This is a genomic window from Salinivibrio socompensis S35, assembly GCF_000513715.1.
In the GTDB taxonomy this organism is placed as follows: domain Bacteria; phylum Pseudomonadota; class Gammaproteobacteria; order Enterobacterales; family Vibrionaceae; genus Salinivibrio; species Salinivibrio socompensis.
The window spans coordinates 1-17,298 of sequence record NZ_AQOD01000022.1 but is presented as its reverse complement, the minus strand read 5'-3'; the positions used below and the strand labels follow the sequence as shown (position 1 = coordinate 17,298).

The 17,298-nt window shown below is 48.3% G+C and carries 11 protein-coding genes, 5 pseudogenes and 1 other annotated feature; of the genes and pseudogenes, 4 read left to right on the top strand and 12 right to left on the bottom strand.

The genetic code is table 11. The features are described 5' to 3' along the window. The 3 genes and pseudogenes from DZ54_RS25450 to DZ54_RS26630 form a co-directional block, all read right to left on the bottom strand. Positions 1-443 (bottom strand): annotated as a pseudogene (locus DZ54_RS25450) (IS4 family transposase); the annotation flags it as partial. Between the two features lie 163 nt (positions 444-606). Continuing rightward, positions 607-1,289 (bottom strand): annotated as a pseudogene (ung, locus tag DZ54_RS18715) (uracil-DNA glycosylase). Positions 1,290-1,342: 53 nt separating this feature from the next. Continuing rightward, positions 1,343-1,468 (bottom strand): hypothetical protein, encoded by a 126-nt coding sequence (locus tag DZ54_RS26630; RefSeq protein WP_276201977.1) that lies wholly within the window; start codon positions 1,466-1,468, stop codon positions 1,343-1,345. A 474-nt stretch (positions 1,469-1,942) separates the two neighbouring features. Between DZ54_RS26630 and grcA the strand changes: the two genes are divergently transcribed. Further along, a complete protein-coding gene (grcA, locus tag DZ54_RS0103395; protein ID WP_025673101.1) occupies positions 1,943-2,320 on the top strand; it encodes an autonomous glycyl radical cofactor GrcA in 378 nt (125 codons plus the stop codon). Between the two features lie 294 nt (positions 2,321-2,614). After that, entirely contained in the window at positions 2,615-3,772 is a 1,158-nt protein-coding gene (gene cfa, locus DZ54_RS0103390) for a cyclopropane fatty acyl phospholipid synthase (protein ID WP_025673100.1), read from the top strand. A 71-nt stretch (positions 3,773-3,843) separates the two neighbouring features. On the opposite strand, the gene thrC is transcribed toward cfa, so the two are convergent. The 3 genes and pseudogenes from thrC to thrA all read right to left on the bottom strand — a co-directional run bounded on the left by thrC (position 3,844) and on the right by thrA (position 8,546). Beyond that, on the bottom strand, positions 3,844-5,130 hold the full coding sequence (gene thrC, locus DZ54_RS18710; RefSeq protein ID WP_240473905.1) for a threonine synthase: 1,287 nt from the start codon (positions 5,128-5,130) through the stop codon (positions 3,844-3,846). Further along, entirely contained in the window at positions 5,127-6,086 is a 960-nt protein-coding gene (gene thrB / locus DZ54_RS0103380) for a homoserine kinase (RefSeq protein ID WP_025673099.1), read from the bottom strand. The genes thrC and thrB overlap by 4 nt, the downstream gene beginning before the upstream one ends. 2 nt (positions 6,087-6,088) lie before the next feature. After that, positions 6,089-8,546: pseudogene (thrA, locus tag DZ54_RS18705) on the bottom strand (bifunctional aspartate kinase/homoserine dehydrogenase I). A gap of 25 nt (positions 8,547-8,571) precedes the next feature. Beyond that, positions 8,572-8,689: a sequence feature (Thr leader region), on the bottom strand. Positions 8,690-8,934: 245 nt separating this feature from the next. Here thrA and aceK point away from each other — a divergent pair. Further along, positions 8,935-10,592 (top strand): annotated as a pseudogene (gene aceK, locus DZ54_RS18700) (bifunctional isocitrate dehydrogenase kinase/phosphatase). 96 nt (positions 10,593-10,688) lie between these two features. Here the strand turns inward: aceK and DZ54_RS0103365 are convergent. Continuing rightward, positions 10,689-11,171, bottom strand: a complete 483-nt coding sequence (locus DZ54_RS0103365; protein WP_025673098.1) for a putative 4-hydroxy-4-methyl-2-oxoglutarate aldolase — start codon at positions 11,169-11,171, stop codon at positions 10,689-10,691. Positions 11,172-11,214: 43 nt separating this feature from the next. Then, positions 11,215-11,637 (bottom strand): DUF3293 domain-containing protein, encoded by a 423-nt coding sequence (locus DZ54_RS0103360; RefSeq protein ID WP_025673097.1) that lies wholly within the window; start codon positions 11,635-11,637, stop codon positions 11,215-11,217. Between the two features lie 433 nt (positions 11,638-12,070). Here DZ54_RS0103360 and arcA point away from each other — a divergent pair, with 433 nt between their 5' ends. Continuing rightward, positions 12,071-12,790 (top strand): two-component system response regulator ArcA, encoded by a 720-nt coding sequence (gene arcA / locus DZ54_RS0103355; protein ID WP_025673096.1) that lies wholly within the window; start codon positions 12,071-12,073, stop codon positions 12,788-12,790. Between the two features lie 89 nt (positions 12,791-12,879). On the opposite strand, the gene arcB is transcribed toward arcA, so the two are convergent. The 4 genes and pseudogenes from arcB to DZ54_RS25150 form a co-directional block, all read right to left on the bottom strand. Next, positions 12,880-15,270: an aerobic respiration two-component sensor histidine kinase ArcB gene (arcB, locus tag DZ54_RS0103350; RefSeq protein WP_025673095.1), complete on the bottom strand. Its 2,391-nt coding sequence runs from the start codon at positions 15,268-15,270 to the stop codon at positions 12,880-12,882. A gap of 9 nt (positions 15,271-15,279) precedes the next feature. Beyond that, positions 15,280-15,875 (bottom strand): annotated as a pseudogene (locus tag DZ54_RS23255) (diguanylate cyclase). Continuing rightward, positions 15,839-16,132 (bottom strand): PAS domain S-box protein, encoded by a 294-nt coding sequence (locus DZ54_RS23250; RefSeq protein ID WP_164831550.1) that lies wholly within the window; start codon positions 16,130-16,132, stop codon positions 15,839-15,841. Before DZ54_RS23250 ends, DZ54_RS23255 begins: the two are co-directional and overlap by 37 nt. Beyond that, a complete protein-coding gene (locus DZ54_RS25150) occupies positions 16,054-17,064 on the bottom strand; it encodes a transcriptional regulator (RefSeq protein ID WP_051415889.1) in 1,011 nt (336 codons plus the stop codon). The genes DZ54_RS23250 and DZ54_RS25150 overlap by 79 nt, the downstream gene beginning before the upstream one ends. Positions 17,065-17,298 lie beyond the last annotated feature (234 nt).

Below are 17,298 nucleotides of genomic sequence, written 5' to 3'. Positions count from 1 at the left end.
AGGCGGCGAATAAATGCCTTGTGAACCTTCGAAGAGGCAAGTTGGCTCTCTGGATGAACTTCTTCATAGAGGGTAAATGCTCTTCCTCCTACAGGGATCGTTGCCCGAATGATCTGCTTATCGACATGATTCACCGGGGACCAGTCCACAATAATGATTGGATGCTGAATGTTCCTGAGTAAAAAGTGACTCACGAAGGCATACACACTCGCTCTTTCCCGCTGAAGATGCCGGTTACCCAATAGGCGGCAGACCCGCTTGATGCTGTGCTTAACCCTGGTTTGTGTACGCTTCATACCGCGACCGACTCCGGTTAACGTCAGTGTGTCACTTTCATTCAAGGCATCGGTGCAATCGAGGACAGCGTTGATGCGTCGTTTATCTTTGATGGCAGAGAACTCGGACATCAGGAAAAAAGAGTGTAGAATACTGGCTAGATTCATGGTGGTTGGCGCTTTTTGTGTTGTAGTGACCCATAATCGCCGATTATCATGGATCTGACTACCTTTTTTATCCTATCTCACTGATTATTCTATGTAAGAAGTGGGGAGCCATCAGCACCTAAGGCTTACCTATCCGCTCAGCGCTTCACCGTCAGATAAAGACTTACGCGTCATCTAAACGCGGTTGCCAATCAATCGGTTTGCTCCCCTGCTCGAGCAAATATGCATTGGTTTGCGAAAAGTGTTTACAGCCAAAAAAACCACGATGGGCGGAAAGCGGTGAGGGATGCGGGGCCGTCAACACATAGTGGCGCTGACGATCAATGGCTTTGCCTTTTTTTGTGCATGTGCGCCCCACAGCAAAAAGACCACCCCGTCGCAATGCTGATTCACCGCATCGATGACGCGATCGGTAAACGTTTCCCAGCCTAACTTCGCATGAGAGTGCGCTTTTCCCTGTTCCACGGTCAGCACCGTATTGAGGAGTAATACACCCTGCTGCGCCCAGCTTTGCAAGTAACCGTGCGAGGGGATCTCAAATCCATCAATGTCAGTCGCAAGCTCTTTATAAATATTGACCAACGAAGGCGGTGTTTTCACCCCGGGTCGTACCGAAAAGCTCAGTCCATGTGCTTGATTCGGTCCGTGATAGGGATCTTGGCCAAGAATCACCACTTTTACATCACCGAGCTCGGTAAAGCGAAAGGCATTAAATACCTCGTCCTTAGGAGGAAAGACCGGTACTCCCTTGGCTCTTTCACTATCAACATACGCTAAGGTGTCGCGAAAATACGCTTGTTGTTTTTCATCGGCCAGCACCTGCTGCCACGTTTGCGCCTGAGTCATGGTTGCTCCTTATCATCACACCAGCGCTATTTTAACGGGGCAGCCGCTCAAAATCAGTGGGGTGTCCGATCTTTTGTTCGTTCTGTGTGGGCGTGATAGTGACGCTGGCAGCGGCCTTGAACCGCACGGTTTGGCGTCGGCAAGCTAGTACGGGTCATTGTCATGGTTGGCTGAGTCATAAGTCGCTCCTTATCTCGCTACAAAGATGTCACCTCTTTATTGAGGCTATGTTTCTTATGAAAGATTAATGCCAACCTTTTTATCCTCTAATAATTATATGGTTAACAATCGAAACCCGATTCATCGCTCGGTAAATGTACACCGATGGTGCAATGGTGCCTCTTAGCCGAGCACCGAGAGAGCCTGACAGACCCAGTGAGTGCCGCACAAAAGCGCACAACAACTTTCATTTGTAGTAAAATAACAACATAGACAAAACCATTAACACGAATAGTTTTTTATTGCATTATAATACGTGCTACATAACTGAAATAAAGAGACTTTATGTTGATACAAGATAAATATTTATCTCACAATACCGATTAAATATTGACCCAAATCAACTCATCTTCACCGAAAAAACGATATATATAGAGGCTCAAAATGATGAAATCATACATCATTAAAGTCACCATCAATAAAGGGGATAAGCCATGATCACCGGCATTCAAGTCACCTCAGCGGCCAATGATGACCTGATAAACTCTATCTGGTTAATCAATAAAGACGCAGATCAAGCCCGTTGTGTTTGCGCCAAACAGGGCTTTGAAGCAGATCAAGAAGTTGCTTTGTCTTCTCTGGGCGAATTTGACTATCGCGAAGTCGAGATCGAAACCCAAGCCGTTAACGAAGGCGGACAGCACCTCAATGTGAATGTATTGAAGCGTGAAACGTTGGAAGATGCCGCTAAGCATCCAGAAAAATACCCGCAGCTAACGATTCGCGTATCAGGATATGCCGTTCGTTTTAACTCGCTAACGCCTGAGCAGCAACGTGACGTGATAACCCGTACGTTTACCTCAACACTTTAAACAAAAAGGGCGTTATCGCTTTTTTTACGTTAAGAAATGTAAAACCATCCAACATCGGAATGATCGGCTTCATTGAAATGAGCCGATCATTCCGATATAATCACCATCGTTTATTTGCACGTTGTCATCATCTTTCTCCGCACCTACCTACTGTGTATCCGTTTTCGCTCTGATGGCCAAGTGGAATAAGTGCATAGACCCAAGGCCATGATTTTACATAAAAAATACAACCCATCACACTAACAGTTTGGTGAACACTACTTCAACACTATCCAATTTTCTACAGGCAATGATATGACAGTCAAAAAACAATCTTCTTATAAGCCCTTTCTTAAGCCCGATTCAGGTGCTCACTCTTTTATAGAAGAATTACTCGCATACGCTGGCATTACTGTAGGGGGAACTCAACCCTATGATATGGAGTTAAAAGCTTATGGCGTGCCAGAAGCAGCATTAGCCCGAGGTAATTTGGGCCTTGGAGAAGCGTATATGGATGGTCTTTGGGATGCACCTGCACTCGATGACTTCTTTTACCGAATTCTGCATGCTCGCCTGGATGAAAAGATTAATCCATCTAAAGTATTACCGTATGTTATCAAATCAAAGTTAATCAACCGCCAAACTATCAAGCGAGCATGGAAAGTGGGAGAAGCACATTACGATTTGGGTAATGACTTCTATGCTAGCATGCTCGACAGTCGCATGACCTATACCTGTGGATATTGGAAGAATGCGCAAACACTCGAAGAGGCACAAACCGCAAAACTGGATCTCATTTGTCAAAAAATAGGGCTAAAGCCCGGGATGCGTGTGCTGGATATTGGCTGCGGTTGGGGCAGTTTTATGAGTTATGCTGCAGAGCATTACGACGTGGAGTGCGTCGGTGTGACCATTTCAAAAGAACAAACTGCCTGGGCAAAAAAACAGTATCCGCATTTACCTCTCGAGTTTCGTCTACAAGACTACCGGGAAATAAACGAGGAATTCGATCGCATTGTGAGCATTGGTATGTTTGAACATGTCGGGCACAAGAATCATCGAGAGTTTATGGAAGTTGCTAACCGCTGTTTGAAAGAAAATGGCCTATTTCTGCTACATACCATTGGCAAAAACAAACGCAATTCCACCACGGATCCTTGGATCGACAAATATATTTTCCCTAATGGCGATTTACCTTCCATCGGCCAAATCGGAGATGCTATCGATGACCTATTTGTGATGGAAGATCTTCATAATTTTGGCCCCGATTATGATAAAACGCTCATGGCTTGGCATGAAAACTTTGAAAAAGCATGGCCACAGTTTAAAGCCCAGCTTGGTGAGCGATTCTATCGTATGTGGCGTTACTATTTACTCTCTTGCGCCGGTGCCTTTCGCGCTCGCGATATCCAGCTATGGCAATGGGTGTTAAGTAAAAATGGAACACAAGACACCTATCCAAGAGTGAGCTGATCGATTCCTTGGTACTATAAAGCGTGTCAAAGTGACGCAAACAGCGCCCTAATGCGCTGTTTGCTTGGTTACTACCTATTATTTATATGCAATAAAGATTCTTTTAATTGTATGAAGTCGCCATCCATTGTTTGCGATAACACACTGCGTGTAGCATGCTCGGCAAGCGGTTTCGGAAGAGCGATGTTTATATCAAGGATCGCATCGACCGACTCTTTGAATTTCGCCGGATGCGCCGTACACAGAAAGATCCCCTCTTCCCCGTCTTCAAGTTGCTGCTCAAGCAACCGGTAAGCAATCGCGCCATGTGGCTCACACAAGTACCCTGCTTGAGACAATGCCCGTAAGCTCTCTGCTGTTTCTTCATCGTCAGCCCACCCAGAGGCAAGCTCACCTAACGGCCATTGCTGACGGCGGAAGAGCTCTTCAATCCGAGGCCAATTATTAGGCTGACTCACATCCATCGCATTCGACAAAGTCGCCACGGTTTGATGCGGTGCCCACTGACCGGATTGCAAATAACGCGGTACCGTGTCGTTGGCATTGGTCCCCGCAATGAACGCGCTTGATCGGTAACCCCATCGCTTTGGCCAGCAACCCAGCGGTAAGGTTACCGAAATTACCACTCGGCACCGCCATAACCAGTTGATCACGTTTGTGCTTAGGAACTTGGGCGACAGCTCAAAGTAATAACAGATTTGCGCCATCAAACGGCTGATGTTGATCGAATTCGCTGAGTTAAGTCCGATCGTCTGCCGCAAGTCGTTGTCATCAAAGGCTTGCTTGACCAGGCTTTGGCAGTCGTCAAAGTCGCCATTAATAGCAACGGTATGGATATTGCCGCCGAGAGTACAAAATAGCTTTTCCTGCAGGGGGCTGATTTTGCCTTTCGGGTATAAGATCACCACGTCGATGTTATCGATACCATAAAAGGCGTGGGCAACTGCCGCCCCTGTATCCCCGGATGTCGCGGTTAATATGGTGATTTTTTTACCGTCAGAGACCGATGCAATCGACTGCGCCATAAAACGGCCGCCAAAGTCTTTAAACGCCAATGTTGGCCCATGAAACAGCTCTAGCGCATGAATATGTTCACCCACTTGTTTGAGCGGTGCATCAAAATTGAACGCCTCACTGACCAGCTCACCAATTTGGCTTTTAGGTAATTCCTCGCCAATCAGTGCTGATAAAATCTCGGTGCTACGTTCGACCAATGGCATGGCAAGTAACGCATCCATGTCATCAAACTGCGGCAACGTGTCGGGAAAAAACAGCCCTTGTCCACGTCCTAACCCTTGCTGTACAGCTTGAGAAAACGACACGACTTCACTGTGATCTTTGATGTTGTAAAGCTTCATGCATAACTTCCTATTTCTTTTGCGCCTTGTCCATCAATGCGACACACATGAACAAAGCCATCGTTATTTTGTACATACTGCTCGCGCAGCCATTGCGCCAAACGCTCGGCAACCTGTTGATCGTCGCAGACACTAAAAAGGGTGGGGCCTGAACCGGATATTCCCGTTGCTAAGGCACCACAGTTTGCCGCGTACGCCCGCGCCTCAGCAAAGCCAGGGAGTAATTTTTGTCGGTAAGGTTCAGCAATCACATCACAAATTAAACTGGCCGCCAGTTTAGATTGCTGAGTGTGACACGCATGGATAAAGCCGCCGAGATAACGTCCATGTGCGATCACATCCTGACGGCGGTACTGCGCGGGTAAAATGGTACGGGCTTCCGCGGTAGACACCTTGATGCCAGGATAGGCCATGACCCAATACCAGTTTTCAAAATGCGGCACCGCTTGACTAATCACGCCTTGGCTTTCAAGCATGAGCTGTAACCCACCCAAATAACAGGGCGCGACATTGTCATAATGCAGGCTTCCTGAAATGGATGCTTCCATTTCTCCCATTAGCGTCAGCATGGTGGTTTCATCTAACGCATGACCGTGAAAGCGGTTCAACGCCTCTAATGCAGCCACAATTGAACACGCGCTTGAACCGAGGCCCGAGCCAATCGGCATATTCTTTTCCAACACCATCGAGACCGGCTTTACGGGCTGGTTGTTCGCTTTTAAAGCGGCGACATATGCCAAATAGGCTTTATAAACAATGTTATCTTGCGCATCGGGCGGTAATTTATCGGTAAACCGCCCTTGGCAGCGCAACGAAAAGGGCGTTTCTCCCCCATCAGCCACTTCAACGACATCCCCCAGTAAACTGCCGTCGATAGGGCTGACGGCCGCACCCAACACATCAAACCCGACACTAACATTGCCAATCGATGCTGGCGCATAAACACGTACCGTCATGGTTACACTCCTAACTTCCAGCCTAGGGTTCGCATCAGATCAGCAAACACACCGGCCGCCGTCACTGCGGTCCCTGCACCATAACCGCGGAGCACTAACGGAATTGGCTGATAGTAGCGGCTGTAGAATGCCAGCGCGTTTTCACCATCTTTAATTTTATTCATCGGATTATCACTGGCGACAGCTTGAATTTTTACAAAGCATTGACCGCTCTCAATGCCCCCAATATAACGCAATACTTTCCCCTCTTGCGCGGCCTGCTCAGACCATTGCTTAAAGTAAGCATCCGCTTCAGGAAGCCGCGCCATGAAACTGTCAACATCACCGGATTGATCAAAGCCGGGGGGTAAGGCGGGTTCCACGTTGACGTCGTCAAGCTCAAGATCCATGCCTGCCTCTCGGGCTAAGATAAGAAGTTTACGCGCCACATCCATCCCGGACAGATCGTCCCGCGGATCGGGTTCGGTAAAGCCATTTTCCCTCGCCACATTGGTGGCTTCACTAAAGCTTGCCCCTTCATCCAATTTGCCAAAAATGTGGGACAATGACCCAGATAAAATACCGGAAAAGCGTGAAAGTTCGTCCCCAGCAGCAATCAGGTTCTGCAGGTTTTCAATGACCGGTAAGCCGGCACCAACCGTGGTCTCGTACATAAATTTTCGATGGGTCGCTCGTGCTGCCTGACGCAGCTGATGATAGTACGCCAAGCTACTGGTGTTCGCTTTTTTGTTCGGCGTGATAACATGAAACCCGGCCTGTAAAAACGCCGTATATTGGTCGGCGACTTGCTGGCTCGAGGTGCAATCGATCAGTACCGGATTAATGATGTGGTTACGCTGCACTAACTGGATCATTCCGGTCAAACTGAAGGCGGAGAGATGATTAGGTAATTCATCGCGCCAAGTATCAAGATCAATCCCTTGGCTGTTCAGCACATGCCCTTGCTATTGGCTAACCCACACACACGCATCACGATGCCTTGCTGCTTAAGCTTGCCCTGCTGGCGACGAATTTGCTCGATAAGCTCGCCGCCGACCCCACCGACGCCAACAATGAAGACATCCAAATGGTGCTGGCTATTAAATAAGTTTTCGTGACAGGCTTTGACCGCCTCGGATACCCGCTCAGAGGGAACCACGGCCGAAATAGCACGCTCTGATGATCCTTGAGCGATGGCAATTATATTGACATTGACCTCGGCCAGAGAGGTGAAAAAGCGCGATGCGACCCCTTTTGAGGTGCGCATCCCATCACCCACCAAAGAGACAATTGAGAGATCATCGATAAACTCGACCGGTTCGAGCAGGCCGTCTTTCAACTCGAGCTCAAAGTGGGTACTCAGTGCTTTTTCTGCTTTGGCTTTATCTTGGTTTTGAATACAAAAGCTAATGCTGTACTCAGAGGATGACTGAGTGATCAGAACAACCGACACCCCTGCCGACGACATGGCGCCAAATACGCGTGAGGCCATCCCCACCATCCCTTTCATGCCAGGACCTGACAGATTCACCATGCTCAAGTCACTTAAGGTAGTGATCCCCTTGATTGGCAGCTTATCCTCACCACTATCATCACCAATGAGGGTGCCTGCACCTTGCGGATTGGCGGTGTTTTTGATCAGGCAAGGAATATGGAACCGGGCAATTGGCGCAATGGTTTTAGGATGCAGGACTTGGCGCCAAAGTAAGACAGCTCCATCGCCTCTTGGTAGCTCAGCGATTTGAGCAAGCGCGCATCGGGCACCAAACGCGGATCACAGTTGTAAACACCATCGACATCGGTCCAGATCTCACAGCATTCAGCGCGAACGCATGCCGCCAGTACAGCCGCCGAGTAATCAGAGCCATTTCGCCCTAACGTAACCAGCTCACCGTTTTCATTTCCGGCCATAAAACCGGGCATCAGCCCGATATGTTTCTCCGGGATTGGAGATTGCTTAAATCGCTGCGATGACGCTTCGATATCCACTTCGGCGCTTAAGTAACTGCCCGACGCTGCAAAATAATTAACTGGGTCAATATCAAACACTGCATAGCCGCGGGCTTCTAAGAGCGCATGCATGGCCGCCACCGACAAACGTTCCCCTTTGCTTACCACGCGCGCATACGTGCTATCGGGACACAAGCCGAGCAAGCTCATGCCATGCACATATTGACGAAGCTGGCCAAGGCTGCGGGTTAATTTGTCAAATAAAGGCTGAGTGTCAAGGTTGGGTTGACGTTCAGCAAGCCCATGAAATAGGTCGGTAAAAAGGCTTTCTAACTCTTTAAGCGGCAGCTCAGCCTCACCGTGTTTCACCGTATTGTCGACTACTGAGACCAAAATATTGGTGACTTTAGCAGGCGCGGACAAAACCGCAGAGACATCACTTTGTCCTTGATTACTTACAATGATATCGGCAGCGCGGCTGAATCGTTCGGCATCAGCCAACGATGTACCACCAAATTTTAAAACTCGCATCCGTTTGGGACCTCTCTCTTTAAGATAAAAAAAAGCCCGTACCTGGAGGGGTACGGGCTTTTTTTGGAAATTCTGTGCGTATCAGCCCGCACCAACACAAAGTGTGCCAGTAATAATGGTAGTTGTGGTGGTCAAGGTGCTGATCGTTAGTTGCATGTGTGTTGCATTTATCATTTATTGTGTTGAGTTCCCCTTAGGTGTATCGAATCATGCTGCCAAGGTCAACAAAAAAGTGATGCTGATTGCTTTTTCAACAAAACTCTGCGAGCTTGAATCGAGGGGAAAACGATGACTAAAAGGAGCGCAAATGACACAGGACGCCATGGCGCAGCTCGTTGCAAACACTATCTTACAAGGCTCGGATGCCATGTATGGTCGGTTTCTCGATGTGACATCGGGCGCACAGGAACGCTTTGAGCAACAAGATTGGCAAAGTGTTCAGCTTGCACTTAAAACGCGCATTCAATTTTATGACCACCATGTTGGCTTAGTGAGCCAACAGCTCCGTGCCATGTTGGGAAAAGAACACGCGACACGCTCGTTTTTGATGGCGGTAAAGGCAGCGTATATCAAACTGCTTGATGATTATCCTCGCTACGATATCGCAGAAAGTTTTTTTAACTCTGTCTACTGCCGGATCTTTGAGCATCGGAATATTCGGCGAGATAAGTTGTTTGTGCAAAGTGCTCAAGGGGGGCGGATTCCTAAGTACCCCACGCCACTACTTCGGCGGTTTCAATCTCAAGCAGGCATTTATGCGACGCTGGAACGTATGCTAGATAGCACACCGTTTACTCTACCGTGGCGAGATAAAACCAGTGATCTCAAGCGGATCACCCAAATCCTACAGGCGCGCTTTGGCCCCCAGCTAACCATGAGCTTCACCCTTGAGATGGTCCGTCAGCCATTTTTCCGCAATAAAGGTGCGTATCTCATTGGCAGCTCGATATGGCCAATCAACGCCGCCCCCTGGTGTTACCGCTCGCGATTTCTGAGCAAGGTGAGCTCTATATTGATGCCTGCATCACCGACAGTGATGACGTCAGTATCGTGTTCGGCTTCGCTCGCTCGTATTTCATGGTTTACTCCCCTGTCCCTGCGGCCTTAGTCGACTTTCTCAATCAGCTCATGCCCAATAAAACGCCCGCCGAGCTTTACACCGCCATTGGCTGTCAAAAGCACGGCAAAACCGAGCTATATCGTGAATTTCTTCACCATTTGGACAACTCAGACGATTTATTTGATATCGCCCCGGGCGTAAAAGGCATGGTGATGTCTGTATTCACTCTCCCCTCATACGGATTTGTATTTAAAATCATTAAAGATAAATTTGCGCCACAAAAACAAATGACTCATGCCCAAGTGCGAGAAAAATACCGACTGGTAAAAGAACATGACCGTGTTGGACGCATGGCGGACACCCAAGAATACCGTCACTTTATTTTTCCACGTCAACGTTTTAGCGACGCGTTAATCGACGAGCTGCTCGCCGTGGCGCCGTCTTGCATCACGGTCACCGACAGCGAAGTGCGTATTCGTCACCTTTACATGGAAAGGAGAATGATCCCGCTTAATATCTATTTAGAGCAAGCGGCGCCTGAGGCGATTTCTCAGGCGGTACAAGAATATGGTGATGCATTAAAAGAGCTTGCTGCCGCTAATATCTTTGCCGGTGATATGCTGTTTAAAAACTTTGGCGTCAGCCGCCATAATCGGGTGATTTTTTATGATTACGATGAAATCGCTTATCTCACCGAGGTAAACTTCCGCCGTATTCCACCACCTCGCTATCCTGAAGACGAATTAGCGGCTGAGCCATGGTATAGCGTGGGAGAAAACGATGTATTCCCTGAGGAGTTTCGTACCTTTTTACTGGTTAACCGCACAGTGGCCGAGGAATTTGATCGTCTCCATCCAGAGCTGTTTGAGGCGACATATTGGCAGCAACTGCAACGCCAAGTTGAAGCAGGACATTTTCACGATGTACGCCCATACCATGACCAAAACCGTCTGGGATATGCGCACGCAACGGTAAACCCAGCCTAATCGTCACCGATCACTGCCCCTATTTCTTTGCGAAGCAAACCCGAGCTTCTACCGGCTCGGGCTCGGGTTAACGTGTTAATTTACGTGCTTAGCGGATTACGTACTTAGCGGATTGGCACTCACGACCACGCCATTTTGGTCTGCGTACAGGTAATCGCCTGCTGTCAGGGTCACCCCTTCAAGCGTAATCGCGACATCGACCTCACCCTGATCACGTTTGTGCGTTTTAATCGGGCACACCCCCATTGCTTTTATTCCCAGCGGTAAAGTAGACAAAGTTGCTGCATCACGCACAGGCCCGGCAATCACAACACCGGCCCAGTGATTGTCGACTGCGCTGAGTCCAATCATGTCGCCCAATAAGGCCCTATCCATCGCGCCTGAACCGTCAACGACCAAAACGTGTCCATCACCCGGTGATGCCAATAACGCCTTCACTTTCGAGTTATCGCGATCGCAACGTACCGTTCGCACCCGGCCTTCAAAGGCTCGTTTGCCACCATAGTCATACCATTGCATCGGCACCCATTGCACCGCGTCTGGGTGTTGGTCACATAAGTCGGGCAATTTATCGTCCATGATTCCTTTCTCCTTGGAGTTGATGAGACATGAGATGCGTGTTTTAGGTGTCTGCCGCCGCAAACAGGGATGAAAAACGCACGTTAAGTGATTGCGGCGCAAAACCTGTCATTAAAGCAGGCAACAACCATAAGGTATCGTTTTCAACCCAGTAAATTGCGTTTTGCTCCCAAGCTTTCGCCATCGCCACGGCATCCGACGATGCAATCGCGACTGCAAAGCCAGGTTCAAACCAACTTCCATCCGGTGCGCCACCATTCATCGGCCAATATCGGATACCAGCTTGCATCATCGCATTGGCAAGCTGCTTATTACGTAAGTGATTCTCATTGTCAGATAAAGGTTGGCTACGTGGATTAAATGCGGTAAGAATAGCAAATGCATCCACATCGGGCGCTTGAGGTGCATGAAAGGTGATTGATTGGTAAGTTTTCCACAAATCTTGCTGATTATTTCGATCACACATTATTTACATCCACTGGCTATTAATATTACGCTTAATTGCTAATTATGCGCGACTATTCATAAAGTTAAACGGATAGTTGTCACTAACTGACACGTAACATGCTTTTGATTGGGGTCAATAAAGGATGAAAAAAATCATCAACCTTCATCCTAATATATTGTTAGCGTGCTGTTAAATGAATACAATTGACAATAATTAATGGATAGCACAGTGATCGGCCTGGCGTTAACTCAAACCCGCCATGCCCCGTCTCAAGCTGGAACACACGGTGCGTTGTCTAGCATCGACGAATACTTCTCTATGGATGGCGTGCCATATGTTAGTTGCGAGGTTCGCGATAGACATTCCTCGCATTTTGTAAATTTTTTTCACAGGCTAGTCGGTCTAGACTGTGAAATGTAACCGGATTCTATTTAGATATTAGGTATCGCCAATGCAAACCCCGCAAATTCTGATTGTAGAAGATGAACAGGTCACACGTAACACGTTGAAAAGTATCTTTGAAGCGGAAGGTTACAATGTGTTTGAAGCCAGCGATGGCGACGAAATGCATCAAATCCTGTCAAACCATCACGTTCACCTTGTGATCATGGATATCAACCTCCCTGGCAAAAATGGCCTGCTCCTGGCTCGCGAGCTGCGTGAGCAAGGGGACATGGCACTGATGTTCCTCACAGGGCGAGATAACGAGGTTGACAAGATCCTCGGGTTGGAGATCGGCGCAGATGATTATATTACTAAACCGTTCAATCCCCGTGAGCTGACTATCCGAGCACGTAACCTACTCACGCGTGCATTAAGCAGTGTTAACGACAGTGAAGAGAAACGTAATGTTGACGTTTATACTTTCAATGGCTGGACCCTGGATATTAACAGCCGTTCACTGATCAACCCTGAGGGAGAAACCTTCAAACTCCCTCGTTCTGAGTTCCGAGCGCTGCTTCATTTCTGTGAGAATCCGGGCAAGATCCAAACCCGTGCTGAGCTACTGAAGAAAATGACAGGCCGTGATCTTAAACCGCACGACCGCACGGTCGATGTGACGATTCGTCGGATCCGCAAGCATTTCGAGTCGCACAACGACACGCCAGAGATTATTGCCACAATTCACGGTGAAGGCTATCGCTTCTGCGGCGAGATTGAAGAGCAGTAAGCGTAAGTCTTGCGCTTATCGCCGGTTAACAGCCACCGGTTAAAACATCAAAAGGCGCCTCTGGTTAGGCGCCTTTTTTGAGCTTATCCTTATTTGATCTTATTAAGCGAGTTGTTAGACCCACTTTGTTCATCTAACCACGTTTTTAACACCGCTAAATCGTGCGGGTAACCGGCTTTTATTTCATCCACCCAGTCAGCAATATTTTCCCACCATGCGGGTAAATCAGGCGACTGGGCTTTTTGTGCCACTTTTTGGATATGTTTTAACCCGATCGAGCCCGCTGCACCTTTTATTTTATGGGCTTCTGAGACAATGCCGTCTTGATCACGTGCGGTCATGTTCGAGTCTAAGATCGCGATATAGTCTGGCATGGTTGACTCAAACATCTCGATACTTTGTCGCACCGGCTTCATCCCCACCAGCTCGACGTAACCGGTGAGCATATCCAGATCCAATAAGCGCTCGGCTTGCTCGTTCGCCACAGGTCGCTCCGCTTTCGTCTCGGTTTCCGACACATCAGCACTTTCTGATACCGCCTCACCGGCCAAAGCATGATACGTAATCACTTGATTCAATGCGGAGACACTAATCGGTTTACTGATCGCATCGTCCATCCCTTGCGCTAAATAGCTGTTTTTGTCATTGATTACATTGGCCGTCAGGGCGACTAAGGGTGGTAAACCAGTGTGATGCTGTCGCCATGTCGCGGCGACATCAAACCCTGTCATATCCGGCAACTGAATATCAAGTAAGACGAGATCAAACGCATCAGGCACAAAAGCATCGAGTGCGGCCTGTCCATTGCGAGCAACAGTTACTTCATGACCTAGGCTTTCCAGTAAGCTCGTGGCGACGGTGATATTTAGCTCAATGTCTTCGACAAGCAAAATACGTAACGCATTGTCTATCAGCGCAGGGACAGGCTTCTCTTCTTCATCTGGCTCACTCAGTGGCACACTCACCGTGAGTGAAAACGTACTGCCTTGACCTTCTTCACTCTCTAGGCTGATATCGCCGCCCATCAAGCGCGCCAATTTACGCGAAACGGCCAAGCCAATCCCGGTGCCAACAGCGTGAAGATTTTCACCGGCTTGTTTCACCTGATAATACATCGCAAAAATCTTATCTTGCTCATCCTCGGGGATCCCCACACCACTGTCCTCTACCTCAAAGCACAGATGCGCGGTATTGTTGTCAACGTCAGCACTGACCGTGATAATCACACAGCCTTGTTTGGTAAACTTGACCGCATTGCCAACCAAATTCCAAAGAATTTGCCGTAAACGCGTCGCATCGACCGCAACGTATTCGGGCAAGTCCGTAACCCGTTCTAATTCAAAACGTAGGCCTTTTTGCTCCACCATCAGGGTAGAAATATTATCAATTTCTGTCACAAACTCGCGCAGATCGATGCTGGTAGGATGCAATGACAAGCGTTTTCGATCGGATTTATCTAGATCGATAATGTCATTAAAAATATTTCCTAGCGTGATGGCACTGACGTAAATAGTGCGCAAGTAGTTGCGCTGTTTATCATCGAGTGGTGAGTCGAGCAGTATTTGGCTTAGCCCCACAATACCGTTAAGCGGGGTACGGAGTTCATGACTAATGGTAGAAATAAACGCCGTTTTTTCTCGACTCGCTTTTTCTAGTGCATCCTGGTAACGCTTACGCTCAGTAATTTCGCGTCCAAAGCCAAGCAATCCCAAATGCCGACCGTCTCGTGAAAAGAAAGGCACTTTGCGCAATTCAAAGTAGGCTTTTCGGCCATCTTGGTATTCCAGCCATTGTTCATAGGTTATCGATATATTGGCATCAAAGACTTGCTGATCCGTCTCTACCACTTTTTCAGCAATATCTTCACGATAAACATCCCAAGGTGTCATGCCCTTTAGGGTTTTTTCATCGTAACCGGTGAGCTCTTCCATCGCTCGGTTACAACCGGAAAACTGTCCTTGGGCGTTACGGTAATAAATTAAGTCGGGCGATGCATCAATAAAGGATCGCAGCAACGCGGTTTGCTCAGCCAACTCTAGCTGGGCTTTTTCACGCTGATACACCTCGTTTTCCAGATCTTTAATCGCCTGTTGCCGCGCATCCTCTGCTTTTTCTCTCTCTTCTATTTCTAAGTTGAGCTGCTCAATGTTTTCAGTCAATTGGCGGTTAAGGCGCATATCTCGCGCGCGCATTTCTTCAAGCTTTGAGACCAGTTTGGACAAGCGCTGGCGTGATTCTTCGAGTTGATCCACGACCACAGATAAAAAATAGACCGCCCAAGGAGTGATGATCAGACCAAAAAAAACGGAGCGAATAATGTCGATATTCTGGACCGTGCCCTCAAGCACCAAGGTAATACCCACTTGTACCACAACCGCCAGCGCGACTAAGGCCAAGGCGAGTAGCATGCTAAAGCGCACAATCCCGAGTTTAACCAGTAAATCAACATAGTATTGCGCAAGGACTTTGAGTTGTTTCATAAAGGATTATTAACCGCTAGATTCTAGGTAAGTCGGTTCCGCAACCGAGGCTCGCCGAGGGCTTGATGCGTGTGGCGTTGGCATCCCTTTCACCACACTCACTCTATTTCGACCGTTGTGTTTGGCTTGATATAAAGCACGATCCGCTTGTTGTATTAAATCACCGTAATCCCCCTCCAACGTTGGCGTCACGCAAGCAACACCTAGCTGATGGTAATTTTTCCTGTCATCACCGCATCATGATGAGCAATGTCTGCCGATAACACTAACTCGCGTGCGGACTCTGCAACCTGGATAGCGCCATTGAATTCGGTTTGTGGTAATACGATGGCAAACTCCTCGCCCCCGTAACGAGCCACGATATCGAGCGGCCGATTAACGGCGGAGGTTAGTGCATTCGCCACTTGTTGCAAGGCCCAGTCACCTTGTTGATGACCATAGTGATCATTGTACAGTTTAAAATGATCAATATCGCACAGGATAAGAGCAAGTGGGGAGCCCTCACGCGCTTGTGAGCGCCATAGTTTGCTCAGCTGTTCGTCTAAACTGCGTCGATTCGCCACTTGGGTTAGACTGTCGACAAAGCTGAGCGCTTGCAAAGCCATAATGCGTCTGCGAGCTGCTGTTGCGTCTCTTTTCTTTCGGTAATGTCCCGTGCCATCAGCAAAACAGCAGGATCCCCCGTCACCGGATCTTGGATGCGTGACTTCGCTACCTCATACCAGGTTTGCTCGCCCGCCTGATTCAAGATCACATCTTCGTAAGTCACGGTGTCTCCCGTCTCTAATACCTGTTGGTCACGCATTCGGTGTTGGTCAAAGATGTCAGGGTCAACCACTTTCTGCGCAGGGGCGTTTTCCAAGGCCTCGATCGTGTACCCAATGCGTCGGCATAAGCTTGGTTGCAAGCCAAATGGTAATAGTCTTGGTCAAAGATCCCAATAGGATCAACGCTCGACTTAAAAATCGCACTGAGTAAATGACTGCGTTGCTCTAAGACCAGCTCCACCGATTGGCGCTGTTGCGCTTCTTTTTGCAGGCGCTCTTGCATCTGGTGCCAGTTGGTCACATCGTGGCTGATACACAAGGTGCCTATCACTGCCTGTTTATCATTTTTAAGCGCGGTGATATTGGTCTCTAATAAACAGCTTTCATCATTGTGTTGTGTCGCCCATGTCCGTTCAGTTTGAGGGTGAGTCAACGGCTGACTGGCGTGCCAAACAATCGCCTCTTGCTCACGTCCTTGCCAAAACCGGTCAAAGGCCGCATTGGTGCCTACCACATTACCTTCTACATCCTGAAAACAGACTAACTCCTCAAGCGAGTTAATCACGCTAAGCAGTACGCCTTGCTCTTGCTCATGAAGCTGCCAATGAGTGCGCTGTTCTGGCGATGATAAAGAGACCAACCAAGCTCGCTTACCTCGACAACGAATCGGTAAGCCAGATAACTGCACGTTAATACGAACCCGGTTAGCGCCTGGAGCCCTGACTTTCGCCTCGACACGAGAAAAAGGTTGTGGCCAAGCTTGTGCCACAATAAATGCCTGAACGGCTTGCTGTTGGCGGTGAGTAGCGGTTTTAAATCGCTGATGGCTGCCTACCAGTGAAAAGGTTTCTACGCATGGGGCATTGGCATACAAAATATCGCCCTGATCGGCGGTGACAATGGCATGCGGCGTTTCCAAGCCGGCCAGGTAAACCCGCCAGTCAGACAGTGCCACTGTCTGTTGACGCGCCCGCCATCCGTACCCCAGCACGCCACCAACTAATAAAAAAAAAATAAAAACCGCCATGCCGCTCCTGTCCTCTTGTCCCTGACACGTGATATCCATTCACCCATGGCGCCGTATTTTGCCACAATTTACATCGGGCGCGTGATTATCCTGTTCACAGCTTTATAAATATCATCTGTTATTTTATTACATCAATCTGCAGTGATTTTCGCTATGAAAGCGGACGCATAAAACGCACCCTTCTTTGTTTCTTGCTAAAGTTAGAATATCTACTCAAGTTCAACGTTAATTTAA

Bases quoted from the DNA above. Each gene is read 5' to 3' on its own strand.
- grcA (WP_025673101.1), top strand. From the start codon at position 1,943: ATGATCACCGGCATTCAAGTCACCTCAGCGGCCAATGATGACCTGATA.
- thrC (WP_240473905.1), bottom strand. From the start codon at position 5,130: ATGAAGCTTTACAACATCAAAGATCACAGTGAAGTCGTGTCGTTTTCT.
- thrB (WP_025673099.1), bottom strand. From the start codon at position 6,086: ATGACGGTACGTGTTTATGCGCCAGCATCGATTGGCAATGTTAGTGTC.
- DZ54_RS0103365 (WP_025673098.1), bottom strand. From the start codon at position 11,171: ATGGACGATAAATTGCCCGACTTATGTGACCAACACCCAGACGCGGTG.
- DZ54_RS26630 (WP_276201977.1), bottom strand. From the start codon at position 1,468: ATGACTCAGCCAACCATGACAATGACCCGTACTAGCTTGCCGACGCCA.
- arcA (WP_025673096.1), top strand. From the start codon at position 12,071: ATGCAAACCCCGCAAATTCTGATTGTAGAAGATGAACAGGTCACACGT.
- arcB (WP_025673095.1), bottom strand. From the start codon at position 15,270: ATGAAACAACTCAAAGTCCTTGCGCAATACTATGTTGATTTACTGGTT.
- cfa (WP_025673100.1), top strand. From the start codon at position 2,615: ATGACAGTCAAAAAACAATCTTCTTATAAGCCCTTTCTTAAGCCCGAT.
- DZ54_RS25150 (WP_051415889.1), bottom strand. From the start codon at position 17,064: ATGGCGGTTTTTATTTTTTTTTTATTAGTTGGTGGCGTGCTGGGGTAC.
- DZ54_RS0103360 (WP_025673097.1), bottom strand. From the start codon at position 11,637: ATGTGTGATCGAAATAATCAGCAAGATTTGTGGAAAACTTACCAATCA.